Origin of the sequence: Paenibacillus sp. IITD108 (assembly GCF_036541265.1) — a bacterium.
In the GTDB taxonomy this organism is placed as follows: Bacteria; Bacillota; Bacilli; order Paenibacillales; family Paenibacillaceae; genus Pristimantibacillus.
Window position 1 is genome coordinate 51,779 of record NZ_JAZHCT010000030.1, and the last position, 15,556, is coordinate 67,334.

Consider the following 15,556-nt stretch of genomic DNA (forward strand, 5'->3'; position numbering starts at 1 on the left):
AAGATTAACATGTACAACGTATTGTTGGTGGATGATGAAGAGCTGGACTTAAGAGGGATGCATCAATTTATTCCTTGGTCTAAGCTGGGCATGGTTGTGAAAGGTACGGTTAATAATGCTTTGTCTGCCTGCGATATTATAAAAAATGAATCGATAGATATATTGGTCAGCGATATTAATATGCCCTATATGTCCGGCTTAGAGCTAGCCAAAATCGCTCAAGAGCGTTCGCCTAATATAAGAATTATTTTTGTAAGCGGCTATCAGGAATTCAGTTATGTACAGCAAGCACTTTCCCTCAAAGCTTACAGCTACGTGCTAAAGCCTATGGATGATAATGAACTGATCACATCTTTATTGAAAATTAAGCAGGACTTGGATGAAGAAATTAAGCAGAAGGAAGTGGAAGAGGCTTATCAAAGCTTAATTCCGATTGCCAAAAATGAAATGCTTACCAGCTTGCTGGAAGGCGATATGAATGGGGATTACGAGGCTCTCTCTCAGTTCACAGACAGTCAGGATTTTCATAAGCTCCGCTGGCCGCTGAGGGCGGCTGTACTCGAAATGGATAGCTTGGCATGGTCAAGAAAAGAACGTACGGAGCATGAGCTGCCGATTACTCAGCAAAAGCAGCGGCGCGTATTTTTGCAGCAGGCGACTGAAGCGATGAAGCTGTGCGGCCATCATTTTTACTGCAAGCTTAATGCGCAGAGGGTAGCTGTCTTGCTTGAGGAGCGGGACTTGGATAATACGGTAAAGCAGCTTTATACACTGCTTCAAGAGCCGGTAAACACATCGATTACGATTGGGCTGGGCCAGCCTGTCATGCAGCTTGAGCTTATGCCGGAGTCTTATCAGCAGGCAATTGAAGCCATTGAAAGCAAAATGTTTTTGGGCAGGGGCGCTGTCATCAAATTCGAGGAAGTAAGCAGTGAGCCCGAAATGCTCGATGTCAGGAAGATGGAGGCTGGTATTGCATCGCTGCTGACAGCCATGACAGAATACCGCCTGGTCGAAATCTATGATGAGCTTGAAAAGCTGTTTCAATTAATAAGCACGATGCGTTCCAGATTTACCGTTCACCATTTGACCAATCATTTTATAGGAAAGCTGGAGCAGCATTTGAATTCTCTCGGAGAGGATTTATTTGATCTGATTAATATGGACATCAAGCAAATGGATATTTTGCTGCAATTCGAAACCGTTCAGGAAATTCGAATTTGGCTGATGCACCGTATTTATGAAATATCGGAGCAGCTCAACGCCAAAAATAACAACCAGAGCAGCAGATTTATCCGCAATGTACGATCAGTCATTAAACAAAAAATGCATGAAAATATTACTTTGAAAGATATTGCACAAGTGTTTTCCTTTTCGCCAAGTTATTTAGGTTTTTTAATTAAAGAGAAATCTGGCTGCACCTTCAATGAGCTTCTGGTTAATATGCGAATGGAACGCGCTTGCGAGCTGCTCAAGGAGCCGGGATTAAAAATCTATGAAATCGCAGATCAAGTTGGATATCGCTATTTGCCTTATTTTAGCAGGCAATTTAAAGACAGATTCGGGGTAACGCCGCTTGAATACCGCAAAAAGATGACTTAGTGCAAGGGAGCAGGGCAGCTATGGCTCAAATTCAAATAAATAAGCAAAAAAGAAAAACTACATATATTCCAATTGCCTATAAATTAATGCTGTCCTATATGATTTTTATAATTGTTCTGGTTACCATCAACGGGTATGTATCCCATGTTATCTATGATTCTTCTATACGCAAGCAAACCAAGATGAACGTGCAGGGAACCTTGCAGCAGGTTCGGGACAATGTTAATTATAAAACGAGCGACTTGATGCGGATCTCTTCTATTATTTACAATGATTATTTTCTCGTACAAAATGTAAAGGCAGAAAATTTGTCGCTTGGCGAGCAGTATTTGCGCATGGAGCAGGTAGTTATTCCAAAGCTGGAAAGTGTTGTGAAGGCGATTGGATTTAGCCAGCGTCTGTTTATTTATTTCGGCAATGAAACGATACGCGAAGTATATCAATTCCGGGCAGATGGGGCAGATGCGACTCCAGAACAACAAACCTATGATATTTATCATTTAAAGCGCATTAAGGATAGCAGCTGGTATAAGGAGCTGCCAGATGAAATTTATGGTGAAACCTTTATATGGAAACAAATTGAAGATGAAAAGCAGCAGAGCCGCATCTCTTTAATCCGCCGCATGATCGATACGAGCAATCCGGTGCGCTTAAGTGAAATCGGTATTATGCGCTTTAGCGTCCGCTTAGCTGATTTATTTGAAAGCGTCGATTATTCAGTTTTGGGGGAAGGCAGCAACATTGCTGTTTATGACAGTAATGGAGAACGTTTATTTGCTTCAGGTTTTGAAAATAATGAGGAAATACAGGATACTAAGTTTTTAACGATCGAAGAACAAATGGCCGATCAGAATTGGACGATCGTCGCCAATGTGCCGCTCACGCTGCTCGATAAAGAAGCACAAAAAATAAAGTCCTTTATTATAGGCATTTGTGTGCTTTGCTTTATTTTGTTCACCTTTGCTGGTGTTTTTATATCACGTTATTTTGCAAAAAGGATTACGAAATTCGTAGCGATCCTCAATGCTTTTCGGCATGGCGATCTGCACAAGCGGATTACCTACAGAGGCAAGGACGAGTTTTCACAAATTGCAACGGCGCTCAATGGCATGGGGGAGGATGTAGAGGCGCTTATCCGCAAAGTGTATTTGACGCAGCTGCAAAAAAAAGAAGCCGAGCTTGAAATGCTGCAATTGCAAATTAATCCGCATTTTTTGTATAATACGCTGTCATCTATTAATCAGCTCGCTAAATTTGGCGAGAATGACAAGCTGCAGCGCATGGTCGTCCAGCTTGCCAAGTTTTATCGCCTGACGCTTAATTCCGGAAAAACCTTAATACCTGTGTACGCTGAAATTGAACAATCCAACGCTTATCTTGATATACAGAAGGTCAAGTACGGCAAGCGTATGGAGGTCGAATTTGATATCGCTGTATCCATTTGGCCGTATGAAACGATTAAGCTTATTTTGCAGCCGTTTATTGAAAACGTGCTCAAGCATGCTTGGTGCGGAGACCGCATTTATATGCGCATTTGTGCCCATAAGGTTAAGGATTGTATCCAATATAAAATAATAGATGACGGCATTGGCATGTCCCCGCAGCGTATAGCTGAAATTTTTGATTTAAGCAATGACAGCGAGACGGGGCATGGCATCCGCAATATCGATCAGCGCATAAAGCTGCAGTATGGCGAGCGGTATGGTGTTACGATCATTAGTCGAATAGGAATAGGCACTACCGTTCAAATTGTTATTCCAGCCCGCGAACGATCGATCAAATCTTTTAATACAGGACACGAAGTACCTTGAAAATAGATAAATATAGTTCTCTTAGATTAACTTTGTGCTATGATGTAACAGAAGCTAATGTAATTTAACTGGAAATTGATAGTAAGAGAGGCAAGATGTGAAGAATGCAGCGCAAAGTATGGTTTATGGCAATTGGCATCATTATTATTCTTATTCTAATTAACAACACTGTGTATTACTTTATGACTAAAAAAACATTAGAAGAAGCATTAAAGCATGAGCTCCTCTCGTTAGGCAAGCAAATTGAGCTCACCATCGAGCAGACAAGGCTGGGCTCTGAGAAATTCGAAGAGCAAATAGGCCGCGAACTGCGGGCTTCCGCAATAGCAGCACAGTATGCATTGGATCCGGACGTTGACAATGTTACAAATGAGCAGCTGAAGGAGCTCAGCCAGAAGCTGGATATTAAGCATATCAGCCTGCTTAAACGTATACAAGACGATATAGTGCTCTATCGATCAAGCGACGATACCCAGATTGGCAAAAGCACGAAAACATGGGTGCCGTGGTTTAGCTATTTTAATCAATTATTTGATAACTATAATGTTAAGGGCGAGTGGCTGGGTCAAACGCTGAATCATTTTTGGAGCGGTCCATTTGAAGTATCTTCAACCGATGTGCAAAATATTTACAAATGGGGCTACTATTATGATGGCTCGACCAATTATATTATTGATCCCTATGTTCACTATGAAACGCTGAATGAATTTAATGAAATAACAGGCGTAGAACGCCTGCTCGATGATTTGGTGGAAGCTCAGCAGTCGCTTATTGAAATTATGGCCGTCAATCCGCTAACTTTCCCTGACGGCATTCAAACCGAGCAGGATGACGGACAGTACAAGGATCATATCGTCCAGCGGCCGATTATATACGGTCAATATACGGTTCAGCTTGATGAAGATATTCAAGCCGTACAGTCGGCTTATTATAATAATGAAATTGTAACGATTGAGAAAAAAAGCAAGTACGGTCATGTCTACAAAATGTTTATTCCTGTTTCGGTGAAGGACAAGGGGATCAGCATTACGGATCCGAATGGCACACCGATGGATCAGTACGTGTTGTCCATTGTGTCTGATTACAATATGATCAATCTTGCGCTGAATAAGCAATTTTTCAATCTTGGCGTCGTTATTATATTGCTGACTGCTTTAAGCTTCCTCATTGCAATTGCAGCGATGAGACAGATCAAGCAATCACAGGACAAGGCTGTTCGTGTAGCCCAGGAGACATATGTCGAAGAGATTAATGGACTGTTTCTTGCCATTAGAGCGCAGCGCCATGATTTTCTCAATCATGTGCAGACGATTCATTCCTTAGCCAGTCTCAGCAAGCATAAAGAGCTTCTTGCCTATACGAAGGAGCTTACTGATGAAATAAGGGTGATGAACGATATTATTAATATCGGCAATCCTGCTATTGCTGCTCTTATTCGTTCCAAAATTTCACAAGCCGAGACGTATCGCATTCAATTTGCCTGCACCTTCAATGATTTGAATATGTCCGAGATGGGCGCCAAAACGCTTGATGTGAACCGTATTCTTGGCAATTTGATAGATAACGCCTTTGATGAAGTGATGAAGTATGAGGAAAGCGAGCGTCAGGTGCATCTCATTTACAGCCAAAAAGCCGGCCATATTGACATTGAGGTTGGAAATATATGCTTGGATGCGGAAGCAGTTGCAGCTTCGCCGCTATTTAAAAGCGGCTATTCCACCAAGCATGACCATCATCAAGGCATAGGTCTGTCTATCGTTAAAGGGATTGTAGATCGCTACCGGGGTGAAGTAAACGCGGCGGCTGCCGCGGAAAACTATTTGATTTTCACAGTAAAGCTCCCAATATAAGTTTTAATAGGGCAGATTTAAAGCAATCAAACATCAACCGTTGGAAAGTTATTTCGCGGTTTGGTGTTTTTTTGTTAAAATAGAGGGATACAGATAAGGCAGGTGAAATGATTTGTTATATCTCGCCGATGAGCAGCAGAAAAAGATAGAAAACTTTTTGAAAAGCAGCTTGGTCCAAGTGATTATTAAGCGCGGATGGTCTTACTATACATCAAAACGAATTAAACGTATGGAGCTGACCGTACATGAAACGATAACAGCTTATGCGGAAGGTACAGACATATATGCAGTTGTTATTGATTTAGATGAGCTGCGCTACAGCAGCTGCTCATGTCCTTTTAAAGGTACGTGCAAGCATATCGCCGCCGTATTTTTTCAAGCTGTTGCAGAGCAGGCAGGCGGTCATAAGGCAGCTGAGCAAGCCTATTTTCGTTTGCTGGGCTTGACTAAGGCCAGTGCGGCTATTTCTGTTAATCGAGATATTTCGGATCAAGCTATACAGGCCCCATTCATTGGTTTTGGGGACGGCAGACCTGAGGAGAGCGATAAACTCCTTGTATGGCGGGAATGGATGGATAAACAATACGGCGAGGTATGGCGCACCTGCCGCCATTCGCTCCATCCGCTGCAGCCGGTGCTGACTGGCCTGAAGGCTGTCGCCAGAGACTGGTCCTTCAAGGCGCAAAAACTGTTTTGGTGCTATGCGATCCTTTATGTTTTGGAACAGGCTGAAAGGGCTATTTCTTTAGCAGATTCTTTCAATCGCTACTATTATGAAATGGCTTTCCTACGTATGTCCGAGCCGTGGCTCGCGCAGTTTCATGAGCTGATTGACGATTTGGATCCTGGCAAATTGTCTGATAAGGATTGGGAATGGAGTTTAACGATTGTCGGTGAGCTGAAACGCAGAGCGCTGCTCTTGGATCGGCAGCTGCTTGAATGGGATTATATTTACTTAGCCGCCCTGCAAGCCTTCGGCAAGCAGCCCGAGTGGCTGCGGAATGAAGAGCAGGCGATCGGGGAAATGCTGGAGAGCAAGGCTGGCGCTGCGATTAATCAAACGTTTTTGCGTATTGCGGCAGGCAGCATTGCATTTGATCGCGGAGAGTATGAAAACGCGCTGAATCATTTCAGCCTTGCTGATTTTGACCGGGCGCAAAAAGCTATTTACCGTTCTGTAGATAGGCTGCTGGAAACGAGACAGGAAGCAGCTGTTGAAACATGGATGGCTTATATATTCGAGCAAGTGCAGCAATCGCCTGGCAAGCGGTCTGTAGGACCGTTTATGCAGCTGTGCACATCAGCGGATGAAGCTTACCCAGAGCAAAAAATATGGTCGGATTACATGCTGGGCTTGCTGCCTCAATCTTATATCAGACTTTCAGAGCATTGGATGCGGCTTGGCCGCTATCAGGATTGGGCTGATCTGCAGCTGCTCTCTGGTGTTAAGATCGAAGCTATATCTCCTGAGGAAGAGAAAAAGGTTTCCAAGCATGCGCCGCAGCTTATGTTTCCGCTGTACCATCAATCTATTGAAGCAGCGATTCAAAGCAGAAACAGGCAGGGCTACAGGCTTGCCGTAAAGCAATTGAAACGGCTGTCCAAGCTATATTCAGCATCGCCATTTGCCAGCCGCTGGCCAGTGTTTATTGAGCAGCTGACGGATAAATACCAGCGATTGCGCGCATTTCAGGAGGAATTGTGGAAAGGAAATCTATTGCAATGAATGCAAAGCTAAATAGGCAACAGCTTGTTGTATCAGGCTTCTGGGCAGGCAAAACAGGTGATTACAGCATGATGCTGTACACGCCAGACCGTATGGCTGCTGCTAAGCTTAGCAGCATTTTGTTCGCATGGCACAGCTCTTCCTGGTATGGAACAAGCACGGAAGAAATCGTAGTTGGAGAGAGGCTGCTTATAAAGCTGACACCTTTGACTGCGATCGACTATTTGTCCGATCCGCAGCCGGTAAAGCTGGTCAAGGTCAAGTGGAGCGACCAATTGCAGGTGTTAATGAAGCTGGCGGGGCTTTTTCGCGAATTGCTGCTAAACGGCTGGTTTTTGCCGGATTGGGAGCGTTGGAGCGAGTATAAAAGATGCTGGCGCCCGGCTATTCCAAAGGAGCGTCATGACATAAACAGCGAATGGGAAGCCTTGCAGCAGCAAGCGGAAGCGTTTGGCGACCAGGCTATCAGCTTGTGGCTAAGCGAGGCGATTGAGGAGCTGCTTGCGAATAATCATGACGTGCAGCAGGCTTGGGAGCAAGCAGAGCGTTCTGTTGGAAGCGGGCTGCTGGCCAGAAAGCTTCCGGATGAGCAGGATTGGCTGACCGCCATTGGGCTATTAACGGATTCAACGCCGTTCCGTATAGCTCTGCAGCTGCTGGAGCCGTCTGCAGGGGACTGTGAGGAATGGAGATTAGTGCCGGCTGTTCAAGCGCGTGAAGGCGGCCCTTGGCAGGCAGTCTATTACAATAAGCGGGCTGAGCTTTGGCGGCCATTATTGGAGGAGCATGCTGAGCTGCCGTCGTTATGGCAGCCTTTGCTGACCGAAAAGATCGGCAAGGAGCACCAGAAATGGCTCGCTGCCTTGCATAATTGGGAGCTGAAGCAGGGTGACGAAGCAAATGATTGGAAGTTAACGGAGGAAGAAGCTCTCAACTTTTTGCATGAAGGCAGTATGACGCTGCTTGAGGCAGGTTGCTCTGTATTGCTGCCATCCTGGTGGGAAGAGGCCAGATCGCGCAAGCTGCGCGTCAAGGCGAAGATGAAGCATATGCTTGGCTCCGCTGCCGAGCCTATGTTTGGCTTATCGCAAATTGTCCAGTTCGACTGGCGCCTCGCTGTTGGCGATTTGCAGCTAAGCGAGGAGGAGTTTCTTAAACTGGCTGAAGAGAAGCGGCGCTTTATTCAAGTGGGCGAAAGCTGGGTATATCTCGACCCGCAGGACGCAGCGCAAATCAAAATGTGGCTGCGCAAAGTCGGCCGCGGCAAAGGGCTGACGTTCCGCGACGTACTGGAGCTGCATTTACGCGGAGAAGCCAGCTTCTTAACCGATTATGAGGATATGAACGGCCGTGCTGAAATCGAAATGAATGAGCATTTGCAAATTTGGATGGAGCAGCTGCAAAATATTTCATCGATGCCGCTGGTCGACAAGCCATCTGCCCTTCATGGCGAGCTCCGCGAATATCAGCGACAGGGCTTGTCATGGCTGCTCTTTTTGCGCCGTTACGGACTTGGCGGCGTTTTGGCAGATGATATGGGGCTAGGCAAAACGATTCAATTTATAGCGTATTTGGCTTATTTAAAGCAAGAGAGATTAGCGCACGGCAGCTTAAAAGCTGCCGGGCATGCTGAAGAAGCGCTCCCATCACTGCTAATTTGCCCTACTTCGGTTATAGGCAATTGGGAGAAGGAATTGGAGCGGTTTGCGCCTGATTTAAACATCGAGCTGCATTACGGGGCGAAACGGCAAAAAGGCGAGGAATTTAAAGAGCTGGCGGGCAAAGCGGATTTGGTTATTACGTCCTATGCGATCGCTCTGCTCGATCAAGAACAATTTGTTGATATGCAATGGGATGCGCTATGCCTAGATGAAGCGCAAAACATTAAAAATGCATACACGAAGGGATCAAGCGCCATTCGCCAGTTTCCTGCGCAGCATCGCATAGCCCTTACTGGAACACCGATGGAAAATCGCTTGACGGAGCTATGGTCCATATACGATTTTATTAATCCTGGTTACTTGGGCAGCTTGGGTGAATTTCATAAGTCTGTAGTCATTCCAATAGAAAGAACGCGGGATGAGCAACTCATTGCGGGGCTGAAGCGCTGGGTGCAGCCTTTTATGCTGCGCCGGTTGAAAAAGGACCCTGCTATACAGCTGGCGCTGCCGGATAAAATTGAGTCAAAAGCTTTTGTTACGCTGACTGCCGAGCAGGGCGCGATATATGAGCATATTGTCGCTGATTTGATGGAGAAGCTTCATACGCTTGATCCGATGCAGCGGCGCGGCATGGTGCTGGCCGCATTAACGAAGTTGAAGCAGCTGTGCGACCATCCTTCCTTGTTTCTAAATGAAGGCGGATTGAAGCGGTGGGAGGAGGAACGCTCCAACAAGATGGTACGCTTGCTTGAGCTGATCGAGGAAATTGCAGCTGAAGGCGAAAGATGCCTGATTTTTACACAATATATCGAGATGGGCGAGCAGCTAAAGCGTATATTGGAAGCGCGTTTTAAGCTAGAGGTGCCTTTTCTGCACGGCGCTGTGCCTAAACAGAAGCGGGATCAAATGATTGAAAGGTTTCAAAATGAACAGGAGGATTGTCTCGCCTTTGTTTTATCTCTTAAAGCAGGCGGAACCGGCCTTAACTTGACAGCAGCCAATCATGTTTTTCATTTTGACCGCTGGTGGAATCCTGCCGTCGAGAATCAAGCGACCGACCGCGCCTTCCGGATTGGGCAAACTAAAAATGTACAGGTTCATAAGCTGGTGACGCTTGGAACGCTGGAAGAGAAAATAGATACGATGATTGACAGCAAGCAGTCGCTAAACGATCAAGTTGTCGGACAGTCAGAGCAATGGATAACGGAATTGTCTAATGAGGAGCTGCGCGAATTGTTTGCTTTGCGCAAAAACTGGCTGAAAGGATAGGTTTGCTGCATGGATGAGTTGCACAATAGGCTAGATAAATTAAAGCTGAAGGAAATTATACCTGAAACGGGCCAGCCGTCTGTCCCTGATCAGCTTGAAAAAATGCCTCAGCAAGAGGAAATGACTGAGGATTGGAAGAAATTTTATACGGAAGTAAGAAAAGCAGTGGAGCGGATGAGGGAATAGGAAAATGAAGGATAAAAGCACGGCTGCAGGGAGCGATGGGGCTCGCCTTGCCGTGCTTTTCGCATGGCTGCTTTCGTTGCCGAATTTCTTGCGTGCTGCTTGAAACAGCCTGCTTTATTATCCTTTTTAAGGTGTTATCGCACAAAGTGGTCAAAGGTTAGGTCATGCAATATATAGGCAAGAAAGAAAATGACAGATGGATTTTCGTAATGATGCTGCAGTTGTGTTAGCTGCGCGTAGTAGATTTCACCATAATGCGGATTGTTGCGCATTTCGAGATTGCTTTTAATCAGCGCGTCAAGCTTGTCGGATATATCCGTCAGCTCACCTTCATAAGTTTTGTCCTTGGCATGTACAATAAAATCTGTAAGAGGCTCATGAAAGCTGATCGGCAATGCCTCCACCAGAGATACTGCGAGCTGGTGTTCATACTGCTCAAAGGCGGCTTTGATCTCAAGCGATGATTTTTTTATAGGTGAGGCTACATCGCCGCTAATGCTTTCAACCAGATCATGATATAGCGATTTGGCGAGTGCGCGAAAATGGTCAATGCCGCTTGACCCGAAGCGTTCCGTTTCCAGCCAGCTGTTAAATAACGTCATAGCTGCAACACGAAAGGAATGCGTAGCGTCATTATCGGGAATCAGATTGAAGCTGCCGCCCCAACGTTCGATTAAATCAAGATTCACAATATGGTGAACCAATTGCTGCAAGCCGCTATACGGCTCTTGCTCCAAAGCTTGAATAAACCATTTGACAGCAGGCAGGGCCGTTTGCTGCAAATCATCGTAAAGGGCTTGACAGGTTTGTGAAAAATACGGGCTGCTGCCGGCCTCATGCTCGCGCTTGCAAAACAAATAGGCATCAAGCGTATCGATTTGCTTGACTAAGGCGCCTATATCGGAATCATCCTCCGCAAGCACAATGTAATTATAGAAGGAACCTTGCATGGAGCGTGATAAGCAGCTTACCAAATCTTTGCTGACCTCTGTTTCAAGCTGACGGATATGCGCTGCCACGATGGCGTCTTTTTTTGTGTTATGTTTGATAGAACCGGTAACGGTCTCATTAAGATCATGCAGCAGCGCCCGTGCCGCAAGCTCGAGCTTGTCCACTGGCTGCTTGATTATTTGCTCTTGTATGATGCCGATCAGCACGGCAATTGCCGCGCAGCGAAAGCTGTGGCTGGCTGCATTGTCTTTATAGCGTGGGGAGTGCTCATGCCACCTGGGCACATACTGCATTTGAATAATGGCATGAAAAAAACGGCTGTTTTTCATCCGACGCACCGCCTTTTAGAGTAATAAATAATCGTTCTATGTTATTATAAAATGAAAAGGATAGCGAGACTAGACAAAAAAGAGGGAATACCTATGCGGCGCTTTGGACTTGCGTTTAATCAATATTTTGAAAAATGGATGTTTCTAATTATACCTTGCTCCTTACTGGCAGGTTTTTTTATGGCCTCGGAGCTGCAGTATTTTATAGGAGCCGTCCCTTATTTGTTTGCTTTTGTTACTTTTACGATGGCAATGGGCTGCGGGATGAAACAGCTGAAGGCTTCGGCTGGCAGGCCAGGCCTTATTATACTTGTGTTTATTCTGGCGCATATGATTTCGCCGATTGTGGCCTATGCTGCAGGAATCTTAACGTTCGGGGCGGACTCTCCTTATGTTATAGGGCTTGTGCTGTTCGCAATTATACCGCTTGGCGTATCCTCCGTGCTATGGGTGGGCATGTCAGGAGGGAATATACCGCTCATGCTGGCTATGGTCGTGCTTGATTCTTTGCTTAGCCCATTTGTTGTGCCTGCGGGCATTCATCTGTTTTTCAATTCTGCTATCGAAGTAGAGGCTGGGCCTATCATGCTCGATTTGACGATAATAATCGTGCTGCCTACTATTATAGGGGTCTCTTTGTATGAATGGAGCAAGGGGAAAATTGCCGACCGTGTGAAGCCGGCAGCAGCTCCGCTGTCCAAGCTTTGCTTCGTGCTTGTCGTTGCGTTGAATGCAGCTGCCATTGCGCCATATATCGGGCAGCTTAAGCAAGATATGCTAACGCTTGTGCCATTGACTATCGCATTAGTTGCGTTTTGCTATGCAATTGGATATTTTGCTGCAGCGAAGCTTAAAGATAAGGGAAAGCAGATTACCGTTTCATATGCAACGGGCATGCGCAACATCTCGCTTGGCATTGTGCTGGCGCTGGGCTATTTCAGTCCGCTTGCCGCTGTGCCGGTCGTCTTGTCTATACTGATTCAGCAGCCTATGGCTACCTTGCATCATTATATTTTACAAAAACTTAATAATAATAAAGCTAGCGAGACAACCTCACTGCATGTAGGATAAAACTAGCGGAGATGCATGAAGACTATCGATTCGGAAGCGTATGCTTGAGTATCGACAGTTTCAATCTAGAAGGAAGCAACAGTATGTGTGGCGGGGGTGAGTCGTATGAACAGTTTTCGTACCAGATTAACGATGATTATTATTTCTATTATCGCTTTAGCTGTAAGTGCAGCTGGCTTTATGATGATGAATACGTTCAAAAATATTTATATTGACGCTCTTGAAGATAATATGGTGCGCGAGATGAAGCTTATCGCCTCCCGTATGGAATGGAAGGCCAGCGACAATGCAGAGGAAGTGTACAGTTATTATACCGAGCAAGCAAATGAAATAAAATCATATACAGAGTCGCGGATTACCTTTATTCGCAGTGACGGCGTCGTGCTTGGCGATTCGGATTATGCCGCGGAGGAAATGAATAACCACTTATACCGCAATGAGGTATCCGAAGCGCTTGAGGAAGGAATTGGACGAGCTGTTCGCTCCAGCAACACGATGCGCATGAATATGATCTATGTTGCAATTCCGATCAAGGATCAAACGGATAATTATTCTTATGTTATTCGTATGGCGATGACGCTGGATGAGGTGGACAGCGGCTTGCGCAAGGTGATGTATGTGATGATTGGCGGACTGCTTATCTTATTTGTCCTTGCTGCTGTTATCAGCTATAGAGTTGCCCTCGGGCTTACAAAGCCATTAGAGCAAATTACGAAGGTGGCTAAGCGGATAACGAATCAGGATTATGTAGCTAGAGTAACGGTAGTGAAAAAGGATGAAATTGGCGAATTAGGTCATGCTATTAATGCGATGGCGGACAGTCTGCAAGTGCAAATGGAGCGCATCAAGCAAAATGAAAATCAATTGCAGACCGTATTGGCAAATATGATTAACGGCATCGTCATGATAGAGACTGACGGAAGAGTCGTGCTCATGAACCGCCATGCAGAGGAAGTGCTTGGCTTGCCGGCAAGCGAGCTTGTTGGAAGGCATTATTCAGAAGCCAAGCAGCAGTACGAGCTTTCGCAAATGATCCAGGGCGCATTAAGATCCAAGGAGGCTCTGCGGGAGGAAGTGACCTTTTACTATCCGGAGGAGCGGCTTGTGGAATTGACGCTGGTGCCGATATCCGAAGGCGAGCATCAGCGCGGCGGCGTGCTGCTTGTGTTGCAGGACGTATCCGCAATCCGCAGGCTGGAGCGCATGCGCAGTGAGTTCGTTGCTAATGTGTCGCATGAGCTGAAGACGCCGATTGCGGCAGTTAAAGGCTTTGCGGAAACGCTGCTGGGCGGAGCTGTAAAGGATGAGGAGACTGCGCGTTCATTCCTGCAAATTATATTCGACGAAAGCGACAGGCTTAACCGTTTGATTGGCGATATTTTGGAGCTGTCCAAAATTGAGTCCAGACGTGTGCCGCTAATGTTCTCTCCAGTTGAACTGGATAGCTTTGTGAGCAAGACGATGACGTTGCTTGAAGCTGAAGCGACGATGAAAGGAATCGAGCTTTGCAGCAAAATTCAGCCAGGCCTTTATGTGGAGGCTGACGAGGATCGGTTGCGCCAAATCGTAATGAATTTGCTGTCCAACGGCATCAACTACACGCCGGACGGAGGCAAAGTAACACTTTCGATTCACGCGATTAATGACGATTTATTGTCTATTCAAATTAGCGATACAGGAATCGGCATACCGAAGAAGGACCTGCCCCGTATTTTTGAACGCTTTTACCGCGTAGATAAGGCGCGTTCAAGAAGCTCGGGCGGAACAGGCCTTGGATTGTCCATCGTCAAGCACTTGGTGGAGCTTCATAAGGGAACTATTACGGTGACAAGTACAACTGGAGTCGGAACAACCTTTACCATTATTTTGCCCGTGCTGCAATAAGAAACCAATCCGGTAAAAAAAATATTGCCTAATTGGTGGACAGGCATGTTAAACTAGAGGTATTGAACGATTACAGATAGTACGCGGGTGCGGTATATATGCTTTAGTATGTACGACTCGCATGGAGGTCATCATGTCGTATAAAGTGCTTGTTATCGAGGATGAGCCTACACTGGCCAGGCTATTGTCCTATAATTTGTCGCAAGAGGGTTATGAGACTAAGGTAGTCGATCATGGCGGGGAAGGGCTGCATACTGCTCTTACGGGCAATTTTGATCTGATTATATTGGATATAATGCTTCCTGGTCTCAATGGCTTTGAAGTATTGAATCGCCTCCGTCAAGGCGGCAATAAAACACCTGTTATTATTTTGACTGCGCGCAATGCGGAGGAAGAGGTTGTGCAGGGGCTGAAGCACGGAGCGGATGATTATATTACGAAGCCCTTTGGGGTTGCAGAGCTGCTGGCAAGAGTATCCGCCGTATTAAGGCGAACACAAATAGAAGATACTGCGCCGGTCATGTCCAGCGAGAAAGTAATCCAAGCGGGAGAGCTGTTTATTTATCCCGAGAAGTATGAGGTTACATTGCATGGCGAAGCGATTCCGCTGCGTCCGAAGGAATTCGAAGTACTGCTTTATTTGGTGCAGCGCCCAGGAGTAGTTGTGACAAGAGATGATCTAATGAATGTCGTATGGGGCTTTGATTATTTTGGCGGCCAGCGAACCGTAGACGTACATGTCAGCTCTCTGCGCAAAAAGCTGGAGCTGGGTCAGCAGTCCGTTGCCATTGATTCCATTCGAGGCGTCGGCTACAAGCTCGTAATGAAGAAAAAGCTCGAAACCCAGTAAGCGGGTTGCGGGCTTTTCTTAATTATTTTTCTTAATTATGCGTGCGACGTCTATTTATTTAGTAAGATCAAAAAAAATGGACTACAACAGCGGTCGGAATCCCAATCTTGATCGCAGTACCCCTCTTTACCATTGCACTCCTTGCCTAATCCAGAATGGAATCGAAACTTTTCTGCCTTTAGCGTCTAACGGTTCTGACAAGCGCTATTTAGCTAAAAAAGGCTATTTAGAAATTGTAACGGTTGTGATCAGCGTTATTTGTGAACTTTTGACTGTTTCGAGCTGCTTTTGAGGTAATTAAGACTTCTGACAACCGTTAAAATCTAGGAACTGGTGTTTTAGGCGTGTTAACGCTACTGACAACCG

Annotated in this window: 10 protein-coding genes; 9 read left to right on the forward strand and 1 reads right to left on the reverse strand. The window is 45.8% G+C overall.

Translation table 11 applies throughout. The features are described 5' to 3' along the window. Positions 1 to 9 precede the first annotated feature (9 nt). The 6 genes from V1L65_RS21875 to V1L65_RS21900 all read left to right on the forward strand — a co-directional run bounded on the left by V1L65_RS21875 (position 10) and on the right by V1L65_RS21900 (position 10,105). Entirely contained in the window at positions 10 to 1,602 is a 1,593-nt protein-coding gene (locus V1L65_RS21875) for a response regulator (RefSeq protein ID WP_331701378.1), read from the forward strand. A 20-nt stretch (positions 1,603 to 1,622) separates the two neighbouring features. Further along, a complete protein-coding gene (locus V1L65_RS21880; RefSeq protein WP_331701379.1) occupies positions 1,623 to 3,413 on the forward strand; it encodes a sensor histidine kinase in 1,791 nt (596 codons plus the stop codon). A 104-nt stretch (positions 3,414 to 3,517) separates the two neighbouring features. After that, on the forward strand, positions 3,518 to 5,263 hold the full coding sequence (locus V1L65_RS21885; RefSeq protein ID WP_331701380.1) for a sensor histidine kinase: 1,746 nt from the start codon (positions 3,518 to 3,520) through the stop codon (positions 5,261 to 5,263). 157 nt (positions 5,264 to 5,420) lie between these two features. After that, entirely contained in the window at positions 5,421 to 6,989 is a 1,569-nt protein-coding gene (locus V1L65_RS21890) for an SWIM zinc finger family protein (protein WP_331701381.1), read from the forward strand. Further along, positions 6,986 to 9,919 carry a DEAD/DEAH box helicase gene (locus tag V1L65_RS21895; RefSeq protein ID WP_442955713.1) on the forward strand — a complete coding sequence of 978 codons (2,934 nt, stop codon included), beginning with the start codon at positions 6,986 to 6,988 and terminating at the stop codon, positions 9,917 to 9,919. The genes V1L65_RS21890 and V1L65_RS21895 overlap by 4 nt, the downstream gene beginning before the upstream one ends. Before the next feature lie 9 nt (positions 9,920 to 9,928). Beyond that, positions 9,929 to 10,105, forward strand: a complete 177-nt coding sequence (locus V1L65_RS21900) for a hypothetical protein (RefSeq protein ID WP_331701383.1) — start codon at positions 9,929 to 9,931, stop codon at positions 10,103 to 10,105. Between the two features lie 134 nt (positions 10,106 to 10,239). Here V1L65_RS21900 and V1L65_RS21905 read toward each other — a convergent pair whose 3' ends face one another. Then, positions 10,240 to 11,385 (reverse strand): YfbR-like 5'-deoxynucleotidase, encoded by a 1,146-nt coding sequence (locus tag V1L65_RS21905; protein WP_331701384.1) that lies wholly within the window; start codon positions 11,383 to 11,385, stop codon positions 10,240 to 10,242. Positions 11,386 to 11,478: 93 nt separating this feature from the next. Between V1L65_RS21905 and V1L65_RS21910 the strand changes: the two genes are divergently transcribed. The 3 genes from V1L65_RS21910 (at position 11,479) to V1L65_RS21920 (ending at position 15,190) form a co-directional block, all read left to right on the forward strand. Then, positions 11,479 to 12,456 (forward strand): bile acid:sodium symporter family protein, encoded by a 978-nt coding sequence (locus V1L65_RS21910; RefSeq protein ID WP_331701386.1) that lies wholly within the window; start codon positions 11,479 to 11,481, stop codon positions 12,454 to 12,456. A gap of 105 nt (positions 12,457 to 12,561) precedes the next feature. After that, complete coding sequence (gene pnpS / locus V1L65_RS21915; protein WP_331701387.1) at positions 12,562 to 14,340, forward strand: two-component system histidine kinase PnpS; 1,779 nt, start codon at positions 12,562 to 12,564, stop codon at positions 14,338 to 14,340. Positions 14,341 to 14,473: 133 nt separating this feature from the next. Further along, entirely contained in the window at positions 14,474 to 15,190 is a 717-nt protein-coding gene (locus V1L65_RS21920) for a response regulator transcription factor (protein ID WP_331701388.1), read from the forward strand. The last annotated feature ends 366 nt before the right edge of the window (positions 15,191 to 15,556 follow it).

What these genes read in the sequence shown, in the direction of transcription:
- V1L65_RS21875 (WP_331701378.1), top strand. Translation starts at nt 10, where the DNA reads ATGTACAACGTATTGTTGGTGGATGATGAAGAGCTGGACTTAAGAGGG.
- V1L65_RS21880 (WP_331701379.1), top strand. Translation starts at nt 1,623, where the DNA reads ATGGCTCAAATTCAAATAAATAAGCAAAAAAGAAAAACTACATATATT.
- V1L65_RS21885 (WP_331701380.1), top strand. Translation starts at nt 3,518, where the DNA reads ATGCAGCGCAAAGTATGGTTTATGGCAATTGGCATCATTATTATTCTT.
- V1L65_RS21895 (WP_442955713.1), top strand. Translation starts at nt 6,986, where the DNA reads ATGAATGCAAAGCTAAATAGGCAACAGCTTGTTGTATCAGGCTTCTGG.
- V1L65_RS21900 (WP_331701383.1), top strand. Translation starts at nt 9,929, where the DNA reads ATGGATGAGTTGCACAATAGGCTAGATAAATTAAAGCTGAAGGAAATT.
- V1L65_RS21905 (WP_331701384.1), bottom strand. Translation starts at nt 11,385, where the DNA reads ATGAAAAACAGCCGTTTTTTTCATGCCATTATTCAAATGCAGTATGTG.
- V1L65_RS21910 (WP_331701386.1), top strand. Translation starts at nt 11,479, where the DNA reads ATGCGGCGCTTTGGACTTGCGTTTAATCAATATTTTGAAAAATGGATG.
- pnpS (WP_331701387.1), top strand. Translation starts at nt 12,562, where the DNA reads ATGAACAGTTTTCGTACCAGATTAACGATGATTATTATTTCTATTATC.
- V1L65_RS21920 (WP_331701388.1), top strand. Translation starts at nt 14,474, where the DNA reads ATGTCGTATAAAGTGCTTGTTATCGAGGATGAGCCTACACTGGCCAGG.